Raw genomic sequence first — 18,719 nt, 5'->3', positions numbered from 1 at the left:
TCTACCGGTCTCCAGCGCCGAGCGAGAACGATGAATACTGACAATCATGGTGAGGAAAACTCACCATTCAGGCGCCGTCGCCTGCCCTCGCTGAACGCCCTGCGCTGCTTCGAGGCCGCCGCCCGCCTGGAGAACTTTTCCCGTGCCGCCGAGGCCCTGTGCCTGACCCACGGTGCCATCAGCCGCGCCGTGCGGACCCTGGAGGAGGAACTCGGTTGTGCGCTCTTCGAACGCCGCGGCCAGCGGGTTTTCCTCAGCGAGGCCGGCAGGCGCCTGCTCGCCGGCACCGGCCCGGCCCTCGACCTGATCGAGCGCACCGGCGAGGCCCTGCGCGCGGAGGCCGGCCCCACCGCGCTGGTGCTGTCCTGCGAACCGACCTTGCTGATGCGCTGGCTGATCCCGCGGATCGCCGGATTCATGCAGGAACAGCCACGACTGTCGATCCAGCTGGTCGCCGGCGGCGGGCCGTTCGCCTTCGGCCGCGGCATCGACCTGGCGATCCGCCGCAACGACTTCCCCTGGCCGCCCGGCAGCCATGCCCACTGGCTGTTCGACGAGCAGGTCGGGCCGGTCTGCCGGGCGAGCGACGTCGAACGGCATTTCCACCTCGATGCAGGCCCGCCCGGGCTTCGCGCCGTCGCACCGCGCCTGCACACGGCGACCCGCCCGCAAGCCTGGAACACCTGGACCCGTCTCGCCGGACAGGCGCCGGCGACGACCGAAGGGCAGCGCTTCGAGCACTTCTACCTGAGCCTGCAGGCGGCCGGCGCCGGACTCGGCGTGGCCATCGGTCCCTGGCAACTGGTGCGCGACGATCTGGCCGCCGGCCTGCTGGCGGCGCCACTGGGATTCCTCGCCGACGGCAGCAGCTATCACCTGCTGACCCCGCGACCGTTGCAGGCCGGAGAGCCTGCCACGCTGCTGCTGGAATGGCTGCGCCGCAGCGCGGCGGCCTGATGCGGCCCGCTCAGGGCCAGGCGCGCAGCGCCCGTTCGACCACCGCCAGCAGGCACTCGCAAGGCACCCGGTCCTTGGCCTGCACGCTGAGGCCGAACAGCACGGTGGCATAGAAGGTCGCCAACTCCTCCACGTCGGTGTCCGCCGCCAGGTCGCCGTCAGCGATGCCGCGCCGCATGCGCTCACGGAACAGGCGGATCGACTCGCCGCGCTCGGCGCTCAACGCGTCCCGCACCGCCTCGCTTTCCGGGGTTCCGGTCAGCGCCGCGAGCACCACCAGGCAACCGCGCGGGAACTCGTCGGAACAGAAGCGCGCGACGGTCTCGCGGAGCAGCTCGGCCACGCCCTCGCGGGCGCTCGGCGCGCCATCGAGGACATCCCGGCGATAGCGGCCGTGCTGGCCGAGATAGTGGGCCAGGGCTTCGCGGAACAGCCCTTCCTTGCTGCCGAAGGCGGCGTACAGGCTGGGCGGCCTGATTTCCATCGCCTCGGTCAGGGCCGCCAGCGAAGCGCCTTCGTAGCCACGCACCCAGAACACGTCCATGGCTCGCTGCAGGGCGGTGTCCCTGTCGAATGCCCGTGGCCTGCCTCGCGTTGCCATCCTGACCTCCATTATTTATATCGATCACTATAAATTTACTTGACGAGCGTTGCCATCGCCATATTATTTAGCGACCGATACAGATATTCAAGCCATCTCCCTGCCGCCTTCGAAAGGAAAAGACCATGTCCAACCTGCTCCTCTCCCCGCTCGCCGTAGGCAACCTGGCCTTGCGCAACCGCATCGTCATGGCGCCGATGACCCGCTCCCGGGCGCAACAGCCGGGCGACGTGCCGACCGCCCTGAACGCTCTCTACTATGCGCAGCGCGCCGGCGCCGGGCTGATCGTCAGCGAGGGCACGCAGATTTCCCGCCTCGGCCAGGGCTACGCCTACACCCCCGGTATCTACAGCGAGGCGCAACTGGCCGGCTGGCGCCAGGTCACCGAGGCGGTGCACGCCGCCGGCGGACTGATCGCCGCGCAGCTCTGGCATGTCGGGCGCATGTCGCATCGCTCGCTGCAGGCCGGCGGCGAGGCGCCGATCGCGCCCTCGCCGATCCAGGCCAAGGCCCAGGTGTTCATCGCCGATGGCCAGGGCGGCGGGTCCATGGCGCCCGCCGACGCGCCGCGGGAAATGACCCTGGAAGACATCCGCCGGGTCCGCGACGAATTCGTCCGCGCCGCACGCAACGCGCTCGACGCCGGCTTCGACCTGGTCGAGCTGCATGGCGCCAATGGCTACCTGATCGACCAGTTCCTCGCCAGCGCCAGCAACCGGCGCAGCGATGCCTATGGCGGTAGCCTGGAGAACCGCGCGCGGTTCCTGCTGGAGATCGTCGACGCGCTGGTCGCCGCGGTCGGTGCCGAGCGCGTCGGCCTGCGCCTGTCGCCCTGGGGCACGATCAACGACATGCACGACGACGAGCCGGAAGCGATGACCCTTTACCTCGCCGAAGCCCTGCAGCGACGCGGCATCGCCTACCTGCACCTGGCCGAGTGGGAATGGAGCGGCGGCCCGACCTACCCGCAAGGCTTCCGCGAGCGCCTGCGCGAACGCTTCCGCGCGCCGCTGATCGTCTGCGGCAACTACGACGCCGAGCGTGCCGAAGCGATACTCCAGGCCGGACTGGCCGACGCGGTGGCGATCGGCCGGCCGTTCATCGCCAACCCCGACCTGGTCGAGCGGATCCGTCTCGGCGCGCCGCTGGCCGAGGCCAACCAGGCGCGGTTCTACGGTGGCGACGCTGCCGGCTACACCGATTACCCGACCCTCGGCCAGTCCGCTACGGCCTGATTCCCTTCCCTCCCATGCATCGTTCCCGGGCGCGGCCACGGCTGCGCTCGCGGAGGAGTCTTGCCGTGCTATTGCCGATCCTCCTGCTGGCCGCCGCCGGCTTCACCATCCTGACCACCGAGTTCGTCATCGTCGGCCTGCTCCCGGCGCTTGCCGCAGACCTCCAGGTCAGCGTCGCCCAGGCCGGCCTGCTGGTCAGCCTGTTCGCCTTCAGCGTCGCCGCCTTCGGTCCGTTCCTCACCGCCGCGCTGGCGGGCGTCGAACGCAAGCGGCTGTTCGTCGCCTGCCTGCTGCTGTTCGCCGCGGCCAATGCGCTGGCCGCCGTGGCCGGCGATATCTGGACGATGGCCGTGGCGCGCTTCGTCCCGGCCCTGGCGCTCCCGGTGTTCTGGGCCATGGCCAGCGAAACCGCCGCGCACCTGGCCGGCCCCTCGCGCGAAGGGCGCGCCGTGGCGCTGGTGTTCTTCGGCATCGTCGCCGCCACCGTGCTTGGCATTCCCATCGGCACGCTGATCGCCGACGCCTGGGGTTGGCGCCTGGCATTCGCCGCACTCGCCGCGCTGGCCCTGGCCAAGGCGCTGCTGCTGGCCGCCTGGCTGCCGCGCATTCCCGGACGACCGGGCGTCTCGCTGCGCAGCCAGGCGAGCGTGTTGCGCCAACCGCTGGTGCTCGGCCACCTGTTGCTGTCGCTGCTGGTCTTCACCGGCATGTTCACCCCCTACACCTACCTGGCCGACATCCTCCAGCGCCTGGCCGGCTTCAGCGGTTCGCTGGTCGGCTGGACGCTGATGGGCTTCGGCGCGGTAGGCCTGCTCGGCAACTGGCTCGGCGGGCGCCTGGTGGATCGCAGCCCGCTGGGCGCAACCCTGCTGTTCGTCCTGCTGATGGCGCTGGGCATGCTCGCCCTGGTGCCGACCCTCGGCAACGCCTGGCTGCTCGCCGCCACCCTGGCGACCTGGGGCGTGGCCCAGGCAGCACTGTTCATCGTCGGCCAGGTGCGGGTGATGAAGTCCGCGCCGCGGGCCCCGGCGTTCGCCGCCTCGCTGAACATCTCCGCCTGCAACGCCGGGATCGGCATCGGCGCCCTCGCCGGCAGCCGGGTGATCGACGGCAGCGGCCTGGCGCCGCTCGGCGAGGTCGGCGCGCTGGTCTGCCTGGCGGCGATGGCCGTGGCCCTGCTGCTGATGCTGGCGCCACGCCAAGCTGCCACCGAGCCGTCCCTCGGCGGCCACATCCCTCACTGAGCCCACCAAGGAAGCACAACCATGATCCTCGATAGACTCTGCCGCGGCCTCCTGGCCGGCATCGCCCTGACCTTCTCCCTGGGCGGCTTCGCCGCCGAGGAATTCCCCGTCCCGAATGGCTTCGAAAGCGCCTACCGGGAAGTCGACGGCGTGAAGCTGCACTACGTGAAAGGCGGCCAGGGGCCGCTGGTGATGCTGGTGCACGGTTTCGGCCAGACCTGGTACGAATGGCACCAACTGATGCCGGAACTGGCCAAGCGCTTCACCGTGATCGCGCCGGACCTGCCCGGCCTCGGCCAGTCCGAGCCGCCGAAGACCGGCTATAGCGGCGAACAGGTCGCCGTCTACCTGCACAAGCTGGCCCGGCAATTCAGCCCGGATCGCCCGTTCGACCTGGTGGCCCACGACATCGGTATCTGGAACACCTACCCGATGGTGGTGAAGAACCAGGCCGACATCGCCCGCCTGGTGTACATGGAAGCGCCGATCCCGGACGCGCGGATCTACCGCTTCCCGGCCTTCACCGCCCAGGGCGAGTCGCTGGTCTGGCACTTCAGTTTCTTCGCCGCCGACGACCGCCTGGCGGAAACCCTAATCGCCGGCAAGGAACGCTTCTTCCTCGAGCACTTCATCAAGTCCCATGCCAGCAACACCGAGGTGTTCAGCGAGCGCCTGCTGGATCTGTACGCCAGGTCGTACGCCAAGCCGCACAGCCTGAACGCCTCGTTCGAGTACTACCGCGCGTTGAACGAGAGCGTGCGGCAGAACGCCGAACTGGCGAAGACCCGCCTGCAGATGCCAACCATGACCCTCGCCGGCGGCGGCCACGGCGGCATGGGCACGTTCCAGCTGGAGCAGATGAAAGCCTATGCGGAGGACGTCGAAGGCCATGTCCTGCCCGGCTGCGGCCACTGGCTGCCGGAAGAGTGCGCCGCGCCGATGAATCGCCTGGTGATCGACTTCCTCAGCCGCGGTCGCTGAGTCGTCCCGGTCCGGGCGATCAGAACTGCTCGCCCGGGCAAAACAGGCAGCGCAGCAGCAGGGTCATGAGCACGACAGCGCCGGAAACCAGCAGGTAAGGCAACGGGGAGAACAGGTCGTCCTGGTCCTTGCCATCGTGCTCACTACTCATGCTCTCACCTCGAGAATCGTCATGGCGGAAAAGACGCAGGATATGCACTTGCCGTCCTTGAAAGTGCACGGCGAAGTGTTCGAAGACTATAGAAACGAAGCGATCGAGTTCAATTACATCTGTGTCAGCTTGCTGTCGGCAAAACGTCAGCGGAAAGACAACGGAATATATTTCCCGATAATGCTTGAGGGTCAGCCGCGCCCCGCCCCAGGCTCTGCCGGCGTGGCGCGAGTGCCGGGGCGAAGGAAAAACCAACTTACAATGATCCCGACCCGGAATTATTCCGCCAAGTAGCTTCCGCTTCGGAAAAAAGCGACTCGCAGCACTGTTTCGGTGCAATAACGTCACATTTGAAAGTTTCGATTAAGTTTTCCGTTATCGATTATCCATAAATACGTTTGATCGCTCTCCGGACGTTTCATAGATTGCACGCCTTCACTCTCTGCGAGGCATTCCCGTGACGCATCCAGCGACCGTCTACAGCCTGTCCACCCGCCTGCTGCACTGGAGCATGGCGTTCTGTTTCATCGGCGCGATCGTGCTGGCCTATTTCGTCATCTGGGTGCTCGGCCACGACCACCCACAGCGCCTGCCGGTACTCAACCTGCACTGGGTGCTGGGCCTGCTGGTCGGCCTGCTGCTGATCCCACGGATCGTCTCGCGGCTGCGCGGGCCGCGCCTGCCAGCGGTCCCCGGCACGCCGCTGGAGCACCGCCTGGCGCACTACGCGCACCTGTCGCTGTATGCCTTGATGCTGGTGATGCCGCTCACCGGCTACGTCGGCACCCGCCTGCCCACCGACTTCGGCCTGTTCGTGGTACCCAGCTTCAAGGACACCGCGCTGTTCGCCTGGATTTCGCAAACCTGGAACCTGAGCTGGGAGGCATTCGAGAAGCCCTTCGACGCCGTTCACCGCGTGGTCGGCCTGTGGCTGAGCACCTCGGTGGTGCTGCTCCATGCGCTCGCCGCCGGCTACCACCAGTGGGTCCGCCGCGACGGCACCCTGGAGCGCATGCTCGGCCGTCGCCAGCGCCGCTGAGCGGGGCCCTTCGTCGGCTCTCGCGGCGGATCGGCGACGATCTGCTATAGAGGTAGGGACACGCAGGGAAAACCTCGCCGCCCCGAGGCTCCTCCGTGGCAACCACAGGCGTCGCGCAGGTAGCCGGGTCGGCCTCCGACAGAGAGGAGCATGCCATGGCCAGCCTGCACTGCCAGCACCGCAGCTACACCATCACCGCCGACGTCGTCGAGCATCCGGGCATTCCCACGCCCTGGGCCGGCGGCTGCCACATCACCGATCCCGAAGGCCACACCAGCAAGCGCATCGCCCTGCCCGTGCGCTTCGCCTTCCTCGCCGACCTGGAAAACGCCCAGCGCGCCTCCATCGCCCACGGCAAATGGCTGGTGGACCAGCGCCTGGACCGCGGCAAGGCGCTGTTCTGAAGCGCACAACGAAAACGGCCCTCGCAAGGAGGGCCGTCGTTCATCGCGGCGCGGCTCAGGCGCTGCCGGCTTCAGCGGTTTCGCTGCGCCGTCGCGGCGGCGCGCCATGGCTGTCGTCGCCGGCCAGCGGCACTTCGTTGCCCTGGGCGTCGTACAGCTTGCCGTCGAGGAAATAGTCGCCTTCGTGCAGGGCGGCGATGTCCTGGTAGCGCAGGGTCCGCTCGCTGGCGGCGACGAACACCGACTGCTGGTCGGAGTTGCCGGCGGTGAAGTGGTTGAACGCCAGGTTGAGCAGGATCGCCATGATCGCCGAGGAACTGATGCCGGAATGGAAGATGGTGGCGAACCAACTGGGGAAGTGATCGTAGAAGGTCGGCGCGGCGATCGGGATCATACCGAAGCCGATCGAGGTGGCGACGATGATCAGGTTCATGTTGTTGCGGTAGTCCACCTTCGACAGGGTGCGGATGCCGCTGGCGGCGACCGTGCCGAACAACACGATGCCGGCGCCGCCGAGCACGGCGGTGGGCACTGCGGCGATCACCCGGCCCATCACCGGCAGCAGGCCGAGGATCACCAGGAACAACCCACCGGTGGCGACCACGTAGCGGCTCTTGATCCCGGTCACCGCCACCAGGCCGACGTTCTGGGCGAAGGCGCTCTGGGTGAAGGAGCCGAAGATCGGCGCCAGCATGCTGGAGAACATGTCCGCGCGCAGGCCGTTGCCCAGGCGCCGCGAGTCGACCTTGGTGTCGATGATCTCGCCTACCGCGAGGATGTCCGCCGAGGTTTCCACCAGGGTCACCATGATCACGATGCACATCGAGATGATCGCGGCGACCTGGAAGGTCGGCATGCCGAAGTGGAACGGCGTGGGAAACGCCACCAGCGGGCCTTCGGTGACCTTGGAGAAGTCGGCCATGCCGAGGAACACCGCGATGACGGTGCCGATGACCATCGCCAGGAGGATCGACAGGCGCGAGATCGAGGCGCTGCCGAGCTTGCTCAGCAGCAGCACGATGACCAGGGTGATCGCCGCCAGGCCGATGTTGGCCATGCTGCCGAAGTCCGGCGCGTGGCTGTTGCCGCCCATCGCCCAGCGCGCGGCGACCGGCATCAGGGTCAGGCCGATGGTGGTGATGACGATGCCGGTCACCAGCGGCGGGAAGAATTTGGTGATGCGCGAGAAGATCGGCGTGATCAGCAACCCGATCAGCGAGGCCGCCATCACCGCGCCGAGCACTGCGGGAATGCCGCCGCTGCCACCGCTGCCAATGATCGCCACCATGGTCGCCACGCCAGCGAAGGACACCCCCTGGACCAACGGCAACTGACAGCCGAAGAACGGCACGCCGAGGGTTTGCAACAGGGTCGCCAGGCCGCCGGCGAACAGCGAAGCGGCAATCAGCAGGCCGATGTCGCCGGGCGCGAGGCCGGCGGCCTGGCCGAGGATCAGGGGGACCGCGACGATACCGCCATACATGGTCAGCACATGTTGCAGGCCGTAGGCCATGTTGGCGCCGACACCGAGGTTCTCGTCTTCAGGCCGTGGAACGGGTGGGGTTCCGGAGGACGTCGTTTTCATGGTGCGCTGTTCTCGCTTTTATTGTTGTGCGCACACTGTAGACAATTCGATCCGAAAATATCCAGACAAATGTATACAAAATTTCCGACAAATCTGTGACAGCGCTGGTGCCAGCCACTTCCGCTCGCGCGCTTATCCGCGCGCCAGACGGTTTCCTTCCTGCTGCACCATCCTCCCAGCCCCGACCAACGGCCATGGGCCCGCGCCGAAGGGCATTAACGATAGAAAGCCGCCCTCCATCCCGCCAGCGAGCTATCAGCAATTCTTCCACAAAAAGTTGATGAAATTCACATTTCAGGAATTACGCCAGGACAGCCCGGAAAGCGCTCCTAGTCTGGCAGTCAGGCCGTGCCCGAGGCGGCATTTCGGGCAATAGCGCCATGCCATCAACGGCTTATCGATCATCGCCTCACAAGGAACGGAGTCTCATGAGCAACAAGAACAATCTCAGATACGCACTCGGCGCCCTCGCCCTCTCGGTTTCCGCCGCATCCCTGGCGGCACCTTCGGAAGCGCAACAGTTCACCGAGTTCTGGACGCCCGGCAAACCCAACCCGTCGATCTGCAAATCGCCGTTGCTGGTCAGCACCCCGCTTGGCCTGCCGCGCTGCCTGCAAGCCAGCAACGTGGTCAAGCGCCTGCAGAAGCTGGAGGACATCGCCAGTCTCAACGACGGCAACCGCGCCGCCGCCACGCCGGGCTACCAGGCCTCCGTCGACTACGTGAAGCAGACCCTGCAGAAAGCCGGCTACAAGGTCAGCGTGCAGCCCTTCCCGTTCACCGCCTACTACCCGAAAGGCCCGGGTAGCCTGAGCGCCACCGTGCCGCAGCCGGTCACCTACGAATGGGAGAAGGACTTCACCTACCTGTCGCAGACCGAGGCAGGCGACGTCACCGCCAAGGTGGTCCCGGTGGACCTGTCCCTCGGCGCCGGCAACACCTCCACCAGCGGTTGCGAGGCGGAAGACTTCGCCAACTTCCCGGCCGGCTCGATCGCGCTGATCCAGCGCGGCACCTGCAACTTCGAGCAGAAGGCCGAGAACGCCGCGGCCGCCGGCGCCGCCGGGGTGATCATCTTCAACCAGGGCAACACCGACGACCGCAAGGGCCTGGAGAACGTCACCGTGGGCGAGTCCTACGAGGGCGGCATCCCGGTGATCTTCGCCACCTACGACAACGGCGTGGCCTGGTCGCAGACCCCGGACCTGCAGTTGCACCTGGTGGTCGACGTGGTACGCAAGAAGACCGAGACCTACAACGTGGTCGCCGAGACCCGTCGCGGCAACCCGAACAACGTGGTGATGGTCGGCGCGCACCTCGACTCGGTGTTCGAAGGCCCCGGTATCAACGACAACGGTTCGGGCAGCGCCGCCCAACTGGAGATGGCCGTGCTGCTGGCCAAGGCGCTGCCGGTCAACAAGGTGCGCTTCGCCTGGTGGGGCGCCGAGGAAGCCGGCCTGGTGGGCTCGACCCACTACGTGCAGAACCTCGCCCCGGAAGAGAAGAAGAAGATCAAGGCCTACCTGAACTTCGACATGATCGGCTCGCCGAACTTCGGCAACTTCATCTATGACGGCGACGGTTCCGACTTCGGCCTCCAGGGTCCGCCCGGCTCGGCCGCCATCGAGCGCCTGTTCGAAGCCTACTTCCGCCTGCGCGGCCAGCAATCGGAAGGCACCGAGATCGACTTCCGCTCCGACTACGCCGAGTTCTTCAACAGCGGCATCGCCTTCGGCGGCCTGTTCACCGGCGCCGAGGGCCTGAAGACCGAAGAGCAGGCGCAGAAGTACGGCGGCACCGCCGGCAAGGCCTACGACGAGTGCTACCACAGCAAGTGCGACGGCATCGCCAACATCAACCAGGACGCCCTGGAGATCCACAGCGACGCCATGGCCTTCGTGACCAGTTGGCTGTCGCTGTCGACCAAGGTGGTCGACGACGAGATCGCCGCCGCCGGCCAGAAAGTACAATCGCGGTCGCTGCAGATGCAGAAGAGCGCCAGCCAGATCGAACGCTGGGGTCACGACTTCATCAAGTAACCGCGACTACCCTGCGCCGGGCCGCCGGCGCAGGTTCCCCATCCAGGCCCGGCTCATCCACCGGGCCTTTTTTCATCGGCGCGCGATCACTCCACCGCTTCCAGCAGGGTCGCCACGCCCTGGCCGCCGGCGATGCACTGGGTGGCGATGGCATAGCGCCCGCCGGTGCGCCGCAGCAACGCAGCGGCCTTGCCGGTGATCCGCGCGCCGGTGGCGCCCAGCGGATGACCGATGGCCAGGGCGCCGCCATCCAGGTTGATCCTGTCCATGTCCAGCCCCAGTTCGCGGATGCAGGCGATGGATTGGCTGGCGAAGGCCTCGTTGATCTCCACCAGGTCGATGTCGGCGATGCCCAGCCCGGCCCGTTGCAGAACCTTGCGCGTCGCCTGCACCGGCCCCATGCCCATGATCTCCGGCGCACAACCGGCCACCGCCACCGCCTTGATCCGCGCCAGGATCGCCAGCCCGTGGCGGCGCGCGAAGTCCTCGCTACAGACCAGCAGCGCGGCGCTGCCATCGGTGAGCGGCGACGAGGTGGCGGCGGTGACGCTGCCGCCGAACGCCGGCTTCAACTGGGCCAGGCTCTCCAGGTTGGTGCCCGGGCGGATGCAGCCATCCTCGGCGACCCGGCCGGCGGGGGTGTCGATGGCGACGATCTCCTCGCGCAGCAAGCCGGCCTCGCGCGCGGCGACTGCCTTGGCGTGGGAGCGTACGGCCATCTCTTCCTGCTCGACGCGGCTGACGGCGTAGCGCTCGGCGACATTCTCGGCGGTCTGCCCCATGCTCATGTATACCGCCGGATAGTCCTGCAGCAACGCGGGATTGGGCGACAGGTTGAAGCCGCCCATCGGCACCCGGGTCATCGACTCTACCCCGGCGGCGATGAAGGCTTCTCCGGCGCCCAGCAGGACTTGCCCGGCGGCGTAGTGGACGGCGCTCATGGACGAACCGCAGAAACGGTTGAGGGTCGCACCGCCGAGGCTCTGCGGGAAGCCGGCACGGAAACTGGCGATGCGCGCGATGTTCATGCCCTGTTCCGCCTCCGGATAGGCGCAGCCCATGACCACGTCCTCCAGCAGCGCAGGGTCGAGATCGAGTTTCTCCACCAGCCCCTTGAGCACCGCGGCGGCCAGGTCATCCGGGCGGATATCGACCAGCGCGCCTTTCCTGGCGAAGTGGAACGGCGAACGGGCGTAACCGGCGATAACGACTGAAATCGGCGACATGAGGATATCTCCGTGAGATGGATTGGCTGGATCGCAGGAAGATATTACGCGCATAATATTTATTGAATTACAGTCGAAATACAATTTGACCGAAAAAGCCGCAGGACTCGCCGAAACGCCCTCAGACTTCGTTCAATTCACTGATATGCCGATACTCGGCCCCCAGTTCCCGGGCCAGGCGCTCGGCCTTGCCCAGGCGCAACGGGCCGCTTTCGAGGTCGACCAGCAGGCTCGGGCAGGCAGCCTCCGGCAGCGCCGGCCAGTCGCGCAGACGGCCGTCGGTGAGCACCAGCAGACGCTGATGCTCGGCGGGTTTCTGCCGCTGTCGGCGCGCCAGCCAGCCAGCGGCCTGGTGCAGGGCGTCGAGCAGCGGCGTACCGCCGCCGGCGCCCAGCTGGCGCAGCCAGTCCTGCAACTCCCGCGAGGCCTTCTGCCCCTGCCAGAGCCATTGCGCCTGCTGCCCGGTGGCATGCAGCACGGCCAGGCGGATGCGCTGCCGATAAGCCTCCTCGAACAGCGTCGCCAACACTCCCTTGGCCTGGGCCAGGGCGCCGTACCGGCGGGTGCTGGCGGAGGCATCGACGATCACCAGCCAGAGTTCGCCCGGGCGCCGGCTGCGCGGCTGGCGAAGCAGGTCGCGACGCTGTCGGGGACGTCCACGCAGCAGGGTCGGCAACCATTGGATGGCGCCCTCCGCACCCTGGCTCAGGGCGCCGCCAAGTCCGCCGCGCAGGGCTCCGGGTCTGCTCCTGGCATCCGCACCCATGACCGAGCGCGGGCGGATGCTCAGGGCTTTTTTGGCCAGCGCGGCAGCTCGCGGGCGGTCCCCATGGCCACCGGCCGAGCCGGCAATTCGCCCCACTGCCCTTCGCCGTCGCCGGTGCGCTCCGGGAGCGCGACAGGGGCCGCCGCGGGCGGTGGCGGTGGATTGGCCGCCGATGATGGCGGGTTCGACTGGCGACGGCGATGCAGCAGGGCGAAATGTTCCACCGCATCGATGTCCTCCGCCTCGATCCGCTCGCCGCCGCGCCAGGCCGCATGGGCGCGCGCCGCGCGCAGCCAGACCAGGTCGGCGCGCAGGCCATCGACAGCCGCCTCGAAGCAGCGTCGAGCGATGCTGTCCAGCGCCGCATCGTCCAGGGGAATCCGCGCCAGCCGCCGGCGCGCCTCGGCGCAACGGCGGCGCAGGGTGTCCTGCTGGCCTTCCCAGCGTTCGACGAAGGCCTGCGGGTCGGCATCGAAGGCCAGCCGGCGACGGATGATCTCTGCCCGCTCGGCCGGCGGCGGCTGGGTGTCGAGACGCACGTTGAGGCCGAAACGGTCGAGCAGTTGCGGGCGCAGTTCGCCCTCTTCCGGGTTCATCGTGCCGATCAGCACGAAACGCGCCGGATGCCGGTGGGAAATGCCATCGCGCTCGACCAGGTTGACGCCGCTGGCGGCGACGTCGAGCAACAAGTCCACCAGGTGGTCCGGCAGCAGGTTCACTTCGTCGACGTAGAGCACGCCGCCGTCGGCCTTGGCCAGCACGCCCGGGGAAAACCGCGCGCGACCTTCGCCGAGGGCGGCGTCCAAGTCGAGGCTGCCGACGATGCGCTCCTCGCTGGCGCCCAGCGGCAGGGTAACGAACTCGCCCGCCGGCAGCAGTTCGGCGACGCCCCGCGCCAGGGTCGACTTGGCCATTCCGCGCGGCCCCTCGATCAGTACCCCGCCGATCGCCGGATCGACCGCGGCCAGGCACAGCGCCAGCTTCAGTTCGTCGGCGGCGACCACGGCGGACAGGGGGTAATGCACGGTAGCGCTCATGGGGATTCCTGCGGCGGACGGACGGAAATACGGACCGCCAAGTCTATCAGGCCGGCGGCGCCGGTATCGAACCGTGAAACAGTCGTTGAACCGGCCGCCTCGCTTGCAGTAAGCTCGGGACTCGTTCACGGGAGAAACCCATGCCGCACACCCGCCATCCGCACCTGCATTCCAGTGCCTCGCGCCCTGGCTTGTCGTTGCGCGCGCGTGCGCCGCAGGCACCCCGTGCCGCGTATTTCTTCGGGTATTGGTTTAGCCACTCCGGCGCCTGATACCCCAACGGCGCCCACGGTATACGGGACGCCTACCCTGCACACGCAAACCCCCGGTCGGCTCCCCGACCGGGGGTTTTGTTTTTCCGGCCCGTTTTTCCGGCCCACAAGGCCACAACCACAGACCAACGCACAGGACATCGATCATGACCGCATACCGCTACCGCACTGGCTACCCGCTCAACACCTGGCGATTTAGCGACGGCCGCCAGCCGCTCGCCAACCCACGACATTGCCGAACACCTCGATAGGGCACGACGCGCGCGGGACGCCCGCCGCCAGCCCAGGAAGCCAGACCATGAACTCATCCGTATCCGCACTGACCACCCTTTCGCCGAACGTCCAGGCCGTCGCCCTGCCCAGCGCCACCGCCCGTACCGCCCTGGAACGCCTGCCCAGCCCGCTCGAACTCAAGGCCCGCCAGCCGTTGCCGCTGGAGCTGGCCAGCCAGGTCGCCGCCAGCCGCGACGCCATCCGCGCCATCCTCGACGGCGACGACCCGCGCCTGCTGGTGGTAGTCGGTCCCTGTTCGATCCACGATCCCCGCTCCGCCCTCGAATACGCCGAACGCCTCGCGGCGCTGAGCGACGAACTCGACGGCCAGTTGCTCCTGGTGATGCGCGCCTACGTGGAAAAGCCACGCACAACGGTGGGCTGGAAGGGCCTCGCCTACGACCCGCACCTGGATGGCAGCGACGACATGGCCGCCGGCCTGGCGCTGTCCCGGCAACTGATGCTGGACATGCTGCGCCTCGGCCTGCCGCTGGCCACCGAACTCCTGCAACCGCTGGCCGCCGGCTACTTCGACGACCTGCTGAGCTGGGCGGCGATCGGCGCGCGCACCAGCGAATCGCAGATCCACCGCGAGCTGGTCAGCGGCCTCGGCCTGCCGGTGGGCTTCAAGAACGGCACCGACGGCGGCGTCGGCATCGCCTGCGACGCGATCCGTTCGGCGGCCCACGGCCACCGCCATTTCGGCCTCGACCCGCACGGTCACCCGGCGCTGATCGAGACCCGCGGCAATCCGGACACCCATGTGGTGCTGCGCGGCGGCCGCCACGGTTCGAACTACGGCCCCGAGCAGGTGCAGGCCGTGCGCCAGGCCCTGGAAAGCCAGGGCATCGCCACGCGGATGATGGTCGATTGCAGTCACGCCAACAGCGGCAAGAACCCGCTGAACCAGCCCGGCGTCCTCGCCAGCGTGCTGGACCAGCGCCTGGCCGGCGCCAGCGACCTGGTCGGGGTAATGCTGGAAAGCCACCTGTTCGACGGTTGCCAGGCGCTTGGCGGCGAACTGCGCTACGGCGTCTCGATCACCGACGGCTGCCTCGGCTGGGAAGGCACCGAGCGGATTCTCCGCGACGCCGCCCGGCGGCTCGCCGAGCGGCGCTGAAAGCGGTGGGAGCGGCCATGCCGCTCCGCTATTCCTCTTCGACGTCCAGCAGCAGGTTCTCCAGGGCCTCGCGATAGGCCCCCGGCTCCTGCCAGAGCCCGCGCCGCTGCGCCTCCACCAGGCGCTCGGCCATGTCGCGCAAGGCTTGCGGATTGTGCTGGCGGACGAACTCGCGGGTCTCCGCGTCGAGCAGGTAGGCGTCGGCCAGCAGCGCGTACTGGTGGTCGTCGATCAGCTCGCTGGTGGCATCGAAGGCGCACAGGTAGTCCACCGTCGCCGCCAGTTCGAAGGCGCCCTTGTAGCCGTGGCGCTTCATCCCGGCGATCCACTTCGGATTCACCGCCCGCGCCCGCACCACCCGGTTGAGTTCTTCCTTGAGCGTGCGGATGCGCGGGTTGTCCGGCTGGCTGTGGTCGCCGTGGTAACTGGCCACCGGCGCGCCGCGCAGGGTTTCCACCGCCGCCAGCATGCCGCCCTGGAACTGGTAGTAGTCGTTGGAATCGAGCAGGTCGTGCTCGCGGTTGTCCTGGTTGTGCAGCACCGCCTGCAGGCGTTCCAGGCGCTGGGCGAAGCGTTCCCGCGCCGGCGTGCCGTCGTCGGCGGCACCGTAGGCGTAGCCGCCCCAGTTCAGGTAGACCTCGGCAAGGTCGGCGCGGGTCTCCCACAGCCGCTCTTCGATTGCGCCCTGCACGCCGGCGCCGTAGGCACCCGGCTTGGCGCCGAAGATCCGCCAGCCGGCCTGCCGGCGCGCCTCCGCCGGCGCCGTGCCCTGCGCCTCGAGGCGCTGGCGCTCCAGGCGTACGCGAGCGGCCAGCGGGTTCAGCTCCTCCGCCTCGTCCAGCTCGGCGACCGCCTGCACCGCCGCATCGAACAGGCGGATCAGGTTGGCGAAGGCGTCGCGGAAGAACCCGGAGACCCGCAGCGTCACGTCGACCCGCGGGCGGTCCAGCAGGGAGACCGGGAGGATCTCGAAATCGGCGACGCGCTGGCTGCCGGCCTGCCAGACCGGTCGCACGCCGAGCAGGGCCAGGGCCTGGGCGATGTCGTCGCCGCCGGTGCGCATGGTCGCCGTGCCCCACACCGAGAGGCCGAGCTGGCGCAGGTGATCGCCATGTTCCTGCAGGTGACGCTCGAGCAGCAGGTTGGCCGACTGGAAGCCGATGCGCCAGGCGGTCGGGGTCGGCAGGTTGCGCACGTCCACCGAGAAGAAGTTGCGTCCGGTGGGCAGCACGTCGAGTCGCCCGCGACTCGGCGCGCCGCTCGGACCGGCCGGTACGAAGCGCCCTTCGAGGGCTGCCAGCAGCCCGTCGATCTCGGCCCCGCCACAGGCGTCCAGGGTCGGTGCCACCTGTTCGCACAAGCCGCGCAACACCTCGCCGCTGGCACGCCAGGTGGCAGGCGGCGATTCGCCGCCCAGGCAGCGTTCTATCCAGTGCAACGCCAGCAATTCCAGGCGTTCGCGGGTATCCCCGAGAGTACGCCAGGGCTCCCCGCCCCGCTCTTCCAGGCAGGCAGGCCGCGCGCCCTGCCAGGCCTCGCCCATGTCGCAGGCCAGCGGATCGAAGCCCAGGCCAAGGTCGTCCGCCAGGCTCTTCAGCAACCCGGCGTTGGCGCCCTTGCCATCGCCGCGCGGAACCCGCAGCAGCGCCAGCAGGGTATCCAGGCGCAATCGCCCGCTCGGCGACTCGCCGAACACATGCAGGCCGTCGCGGATCTGCGACTCCTTCAGGTCGCAGAGATAGGCGTCCAGCTGCGGCAGCCAGCTGTCCGGATCGTCGCTGAGCTGCAAGCCGATCTCGCGGTCGAGACGGTTGTCGCGCAGGAGGACGAGAATCTCGCCGCGCAACTGTTCGGCGCGGCGCGGGTCGAGCAGCGAGGCATCGTAGAACTCGTCGGCCAGGCGCTCCAGGTCGCGCAGCGGGCCGTAGCTCTCGGCGCGGGTCAGCGGCGGCATCAGGTGGTCGATGATCACCGCCTGGGTGCGGCGCTTGGCCTGGGCGCCCTCCCCCGGATCGTTGACGATGAACGGATAGATGTTCGGCAGCGGACCGAGCAACGCGTCCGGCCAGCATTCGGCGGACAGGCCGACTCCCTTGCCCGGCAGCCATTCCAGGTTACCGTGCTTGCCGACGTGCAGCAGGGCATCGGCGCGGTAGGCGTGGCGCAGCCAGAAGTAGAACGCCAGGTAGCCGTGCGGCGGCACCAGGTCGGGATCGTGGTAGACCGCCGCCGGATCGAGCTGATAGCCGCGCGCCGGCTGGATGCCGACGAAGGTCAGGCCATAGCGCAGGCCGGCGACCATCATCCGTCCGTCGCGGAACATCGGGTCCTGTTGCGGCTCGCCCCAGCGCGCCAGCACCGCCTGGCGATTGCGCTCCGGCAGGCGTGCGAAGCAGGCCAGGTAGTCGTCCAGCGCCAGGCTCTGGGCGCAGGGCCGTAGGTCGAGATGCTCCAGGTCGTTGCTGACGCCGCCGAGCAACTGGCGGATCAGCTCGGTTCCGCTGGCGGGCAGTCCGTCGACCGGATAGCCCTGCTGGCGCAGGGCACGAAGGATGTTCAGCGCCGCCGCCGGGGTGTCCAGGCCGACGCCATTGCCGATCCGGCCATCGCGGGTCGGGTAGTTGGCCAGCACCAGCGCCACCCGTTTTTCCGCGTTTGGCTTGCGCGCCAGCTCGGCCCAGCGCCGCGCCAGTTCGGCGACGAAATCCATGCGCTCGTCGTCGGCGAGATAGCAGACCACGTCGCTCTCGCTGCGTTCGCTGCGCCAGGCCAGGCCCTTGAAACTGATCGGCCGGGTGACGATGCGCCCGTCCAGCTCCGGCAGCGCCACGTGCATGGCCAGGTCGCGCGGCCCCAGGCCTTGCGGGTTGTCCAGCCAGAGCGGGCGGTTGTCCAGCGAGCAGATCGCCTGCAATACCGGCACGTCGCGACGGAACGGACGCAACTCGGGCGCCTCCGGATTGGACTGGGCGAAACCGGTGGTATTGACGATCAGCGCGGCGTCGCTGCGCTCCAGCCAGTCTTCCACCTGCGCCAGGCAGGCGCTTTCCTTGAGGCTGGCCAGCGCGATCGGCAACGGGTTGAGCCCCTGCGCCGCGAGGCGTTCGCAGAAGCGTGCGATGAAGGCGGTGTTGGCTGCCTGCAGGTGGGTGCGATAGAACAGCAACGCGACCACCGGACGCCCGGCCTGCCAGTCGGCACGCCAGTGTTCCAGGGTCACCTCGGCATGCCGTGGATGGAACAGTGCCACCCGCGGCAGCGCCTGCGGTTCGCGCCAGGCGTAGTCGCGGCCGAGGCACTGGCTGGCCAGGCAGCGGTAGAACTGCCCGGCGTTCTCCAGGCCGCCCTGGCGCAAGTATTGCCAGAAGCGCTCGGCCTGCTCCGCCGGCAGGTTGCCGAGGGCGCTCAGCTCCGGGTCGGGGCGGTCGTCGCCGGGCACCGGGATCAGCAGCGCGCCGCGCTCGGCCAGCGCCACCAGTTGCTCCACGCCGTAGCGCCAGTAGCCGATGCCGCCGTGCAGCGAAAGCAGGATCACCCGCGCGTGCCGCAGCACTTCCTCGACGTAGAGGTCCACCGAGGCGTGGTTCTGCAACTGCATGGGGTTGGCCAGGCGCAGGCTCGGGTAGTCGTCCGGCAGCGCACGGGCGGCCTCGGCCAGCAATGCGAGGTGCGAATCGCCGCTGCAGAGGATCACCAGCTCGGCGGGAGTCTGGGCCAGGTGGGCGATGCCGTCGTCGGGAACGAAGCCGCCGGGTTGGGTGCGCAACAGGTGCATGGACGTTCTACCGG

At 68.3% G+C, this 18,719-nt stretch carries 15 protein-coding genes; 8 read left to right on the top strand and 7 right to left on the bottom strand.

Annotated elements, in window-relative coordinates; genetic code table 11:
• The first annotated feature begins 30 nt into the window (after positions 1-30).
• The gene (locus tag ACTJJX_RS04920; RefSeq protein WP_003091041.1) at positions 31-957 is read left to right on the top strand and encodes a LysR family transcriptional regulator; all 927 of its coding nucleotides are present in this window, start codon (positions 31-33) and stop codon (positions 955-957) included.
• 10 nt (positions 958-967) lie between these two features.
• Here ACTJJX_RS04920 and ACTJJX_RS04915 read toward each other — a convergent pair whose 3' ends face one another.
• Entirely contained in the window at positions 968-1,558 is a 591-nt protein-coding gene (locus ACTJJX_RS04915) for a TetR/AcrR family transcriptional regulator (RefSeq protein WP_016852674.1), read from the bottom strand.
• 125 nt (positions 1,559-1,683) lie between these two features.
• On the opposite strand from ACTJJX_RS04915, the gene ACTJJX_RS04910 reads away from it, so the two are divergent.
• The 3 genes from ACTJJX_RS04910 to cif all read left to right on the top strand — a co-directional run bounded on the left by ACTJJX_RS04910 (position 1,684) and on the right by cif (position 5,018).
• Positions 1,684-2,793, top strand: coding sequence for an alkene reductase (locus ACTJJX_RS04910; protein ID WP_016852673.1), 1,110 nt, complete (start codon positions 1,684-1,686; stop codon positions 2,791-2,793).
• 65 nt (positions 2,794-2,858) lie between these two features.
• The gene (locus ACTJJX_RS04905) at positions 2,859-4,037 is read left to right on the top strand and encodes an MFS transporter (RefSeq protein WP_003091044.1); all 1,179 of its coding nucleotides are present in this window, start codon (positions 2,859-2,861) and stop codon (positions 4,035-4,037) included.
• Between the two features lie 21 nt (positions 4,038-4,058).
• Positions 4,059-5,018 (top strand): CFTR inhibitory factor Cif, encoded by a 960-nt coding sequence (cif, locus tag ACTJJX_RS04900; protein WP_003110290.1) that lies wholly within the window; start codon positions 4,059-4,061, stop codon positions 5,016-5,018.
• A gap of 19 nt (positions 5,019-5,037) precedes the next feature.
• Here the strand turns inward: cif and ACTJJX_RS04895 are convergent, their stop codons facing one another.
• A complete protein-coding gene (locus ACTJJX_RS04895; RefSeq protein ID WP_003091046.1) occupies positions 5,038-5,169 on the bottom strand; it encodes a hypothetical protein in 132 nt (43 codons plus the stop codon).
• Positions 5,170-5,626: 457 nt separating this feature from the next.
• Between ACTJJX_RS04895 and ACTJJX_RS04890 the strand changes: the two genes are divergently transcribed.
• The gene (locus ACTJJX_RS04890) at positions 5,627-6,208 is read left to right on the top strand and encodes a cytochrome b (RefSeq protein WP_003110288.1); all 582 of its coding nucleotides are present in this window, start codon (positions 5,627-5,629) and stop codon (positions 6,206-6,208) included.
• Positions 6,209-6,363: 155 nt separating this feature from the next.
• Positions 6,364-6,612 (top strand): hypothetical protein, encoded by a 249-nt coding sequence (locus ACTJJX_RS04885; RefSeq protein WP_003091048.1) that lies wholly within the window; start codon positions 6,364-6,366, stop codon positions 6,610-6,612.
• A 55-nt stretch (positions 6,613-6,667) separates the two neighbouring features.
• Here the strand turns inward: ACTJJX_RS04885 and ACTJJX_RS04880 are convergent, their stop codons facing one another.
• Positions 6,668-8,197: a nucleobase:cation symporter-2 family protein gene (locus tag ACTJJX_RS04880; protein WP_003162544.1), complete on the bottom strand. Its 1,530-nt coding sequence runs from the start codon at positions 8,195-8,197 to the stop codon at positions 6,668-6,670.
• A gap of 428 nt (positions 8,198-8,625) precedes the next feature.
• On the opposite strand from ACTJJX_RS04880, the gene paaP reads away from it, so the two are divergent.
• Positions 8,626-10,236 carry an aminopeptidase PaaP gene (gene paaP, locus ACTJJX_RS04875; protein WP_003119821.1) on the top strand — a complete coding sequence of 537 codons (1,611 nt, stop codon included), beginning with the start codon at positions 8,626-8,628 and terminating at the stop codon, positions 10,234-10,236.
• Positions 10,237-10,322: 86 nt separating this feature from the next.
• Here paaP and ACTJJX_RS04870 read toward each other — a convergent pair whose 3' ends face one another.
• The 3 genes from ACTJJX_RS04870 to ACTJJX_RS04860 form a co-directional block, all read right to left on the bottom strand.
• Positions 10,323-11,462, bottom strand: coding sequence for a thiolase family protein (locus ACTJJX_RS04870; RefSeq protein WP_003101465.1), 1,140 nt, complete (start codon positions 11,460-11,462; stop codon positions 10,323-10,325).
• A 121-nt stretch (positions 11,463-11,583) separates the two neighbouring features.
• Positions 11,584-12,228 (bottom strand): vWA domain-containing protein, encoded by a 645-nt coding sequence (locus ACTJJX_RS04865; protein ID WP_003119819.1) that lies wholly within the window; start codon positions 12,226-12,228, stop codon positions 11,584-11,586.
• A gap of 20 nt (positions 12,229-12,248) precedes the next feature.
• Complete coding sequence (locus tag ACTJJX_RS04860; protein WP_003143684.1) at positions 12,249-13,265, bottom strand: ATP-binding protein; 1,017 nt, start codon at positions 13,263-13,265, stop codon at positions 12,249-12,251.
• Between the two features lie 570 nt (positions 13,266-13,835).
• On the opposite strand from ACTJJX_RS04860, the gene ACTJJX_RS04855 reads away from it, so the two are divergent.
• Positions 13,836-14,930: a 3-deoxy-7-phosphoheptulonate synthase gene (locus tag ACTJJX_RS04855; RefSeq protein ID WP_003114000.1), complete on the top strand. Its 1,095-nt coding sequence runs from the start codon at positions 13,836-13,838 to the stop codon at positions 14,928-14,930.
• Positions 14,931-14,958: 28 nt separating this feature from the next.
• Here ACTJJX_RS04855 and cobN read toward each other — a convergent pair whose 3' ends face one another.
• Positions 14,959-18,705 carry a cobaltochelatase subunit CobN gene (gene cobN / locus ACTJJX_RS04850; RefSeq protein WP_003122492.1) on the bottom strand — a complete coding sequence of 1,249 codons (3,747 nt, stop codon included), beginning with the start codon at positions 18,703-18,705 and terminating at the stop codon, positions 14,959-14,961.
• Positions 18,706-18,719 lie beyond the last annotated feature (14 nt).

The organism is Pseudomonas sp. 22490, from assembly GCF_052044465.1.
Classification (GTDB): Bacteria; Pseudomonadota; Gammaproteobacteria; order Pseudomonadales; family Pseudomonadaceae; genus Pseudomonas; species Pseudomonas aeruginosa.
The sequence above is the reverse complement of the archived record's forward strand: the minus strand, read 5'-3'. Positions and strand labels throughout refer to the sequence as shown.

What these genes read in the sequence shown, in the direction of transcription:
- ACTJJX_RS04880 (WP_003162544.1), bottom strand. Translation starts at nt 8,197, where the DNA reads ATGAAAACGACGTCCTCCGGAACCCCACCCGTTCCACGGCCTGAAGAC.
- ACTJJX_RS04855 (WP_003114000.1), top strand. Translation starts at nt 13,836, where the DNA reads ATGAACTCATCCGTATCCGCACTGACCACCCTTTCGCCGAACGTCCAG.
- ACTJJX_RS04885 (WP_003091048.1), top strand. Translation starts at nt 6,364, where the DNA reads ATGGCCAGCCTGCACTGCCAGCACCGCAGCTACACCATCACCGCCGAC.
- cif (WP_003110290.1), top strand. Translation starts at nt 4,059, where the DNA reads ATGATCCTCGATAGACTCTGCCGCGGCCTCCTGGCCGGCATCGCCCTG.
- ACTJJX_RS04895 (WP_003091046.1), bottom strand. Translation starts at nt 5,169, where the DNA reads ATGAGTAGTGAGCACGATGGCAAGGACCAGGACGACCTGTTCTCCCCG.
- ACTJJX_RS04865 (WP_003119819.1), bottom strand. Translation starts at nt 12,228, where the DNA reads ATGGGTGCGGATGCCAGGAGCAGACCCGGAGCCCTGCGCGGCGGACTT.
- ACTJJX_RS04860 (WP_003143684.1), bottom strand. Translation starts at nt 13,265, where the DNA reads ATGAGCGCTACCGTGCATTACCCCCTGTCCGCCGTGGTCGCCGCCGAC.
- cobN (WP_003122492.1), bottom strand. Translation starts at nt 18,705, where the DNA reads ATGCACCTGTTGCGCACCCAACCCGGCGGCTTCGTTCCCGACGACGGC.
- ACTJJX_RS04915 (WP_016852674.1), bottom strand. Translation starts at nt 1,558, where the DNA reads ATGGCAACGCGAGGCAGGCCACGGGCATTCGACAGGGACACCGCCCTG.
- paaP (WP_003119821.1), top strand. Translation starts at nt 8,626, where the DNA reads ATGAGCAACAAGAACAATCTCAGATACGCACTCGGCGCCCTCGCCCTC.
- ACTJJX_RS04910 (WP_016852673.1), top strand. Translation starts at nt 1,684, where the DNA reads ATGTCCAACCTGCTCCTCTCCCCGCTCGCCGTAGGCAACCTGGCCTTG.
- ACTJJX_RS04870 (WP_003101465.1), bottom strand. Translation starts at nt 11,462, where the DNA reads ATGTCGCCGATTTCAGTCGTTATCGCCGGTTACGCCCGTTCGCCGTTC.
- ACTJJX_RS04920 (WP_003091041.1), top strand. Translation starts at nt 31, where the DNA reads ATGAATACTGACAATCATGGTGAGGAAAACTCACCATTCAGGCGCCGT.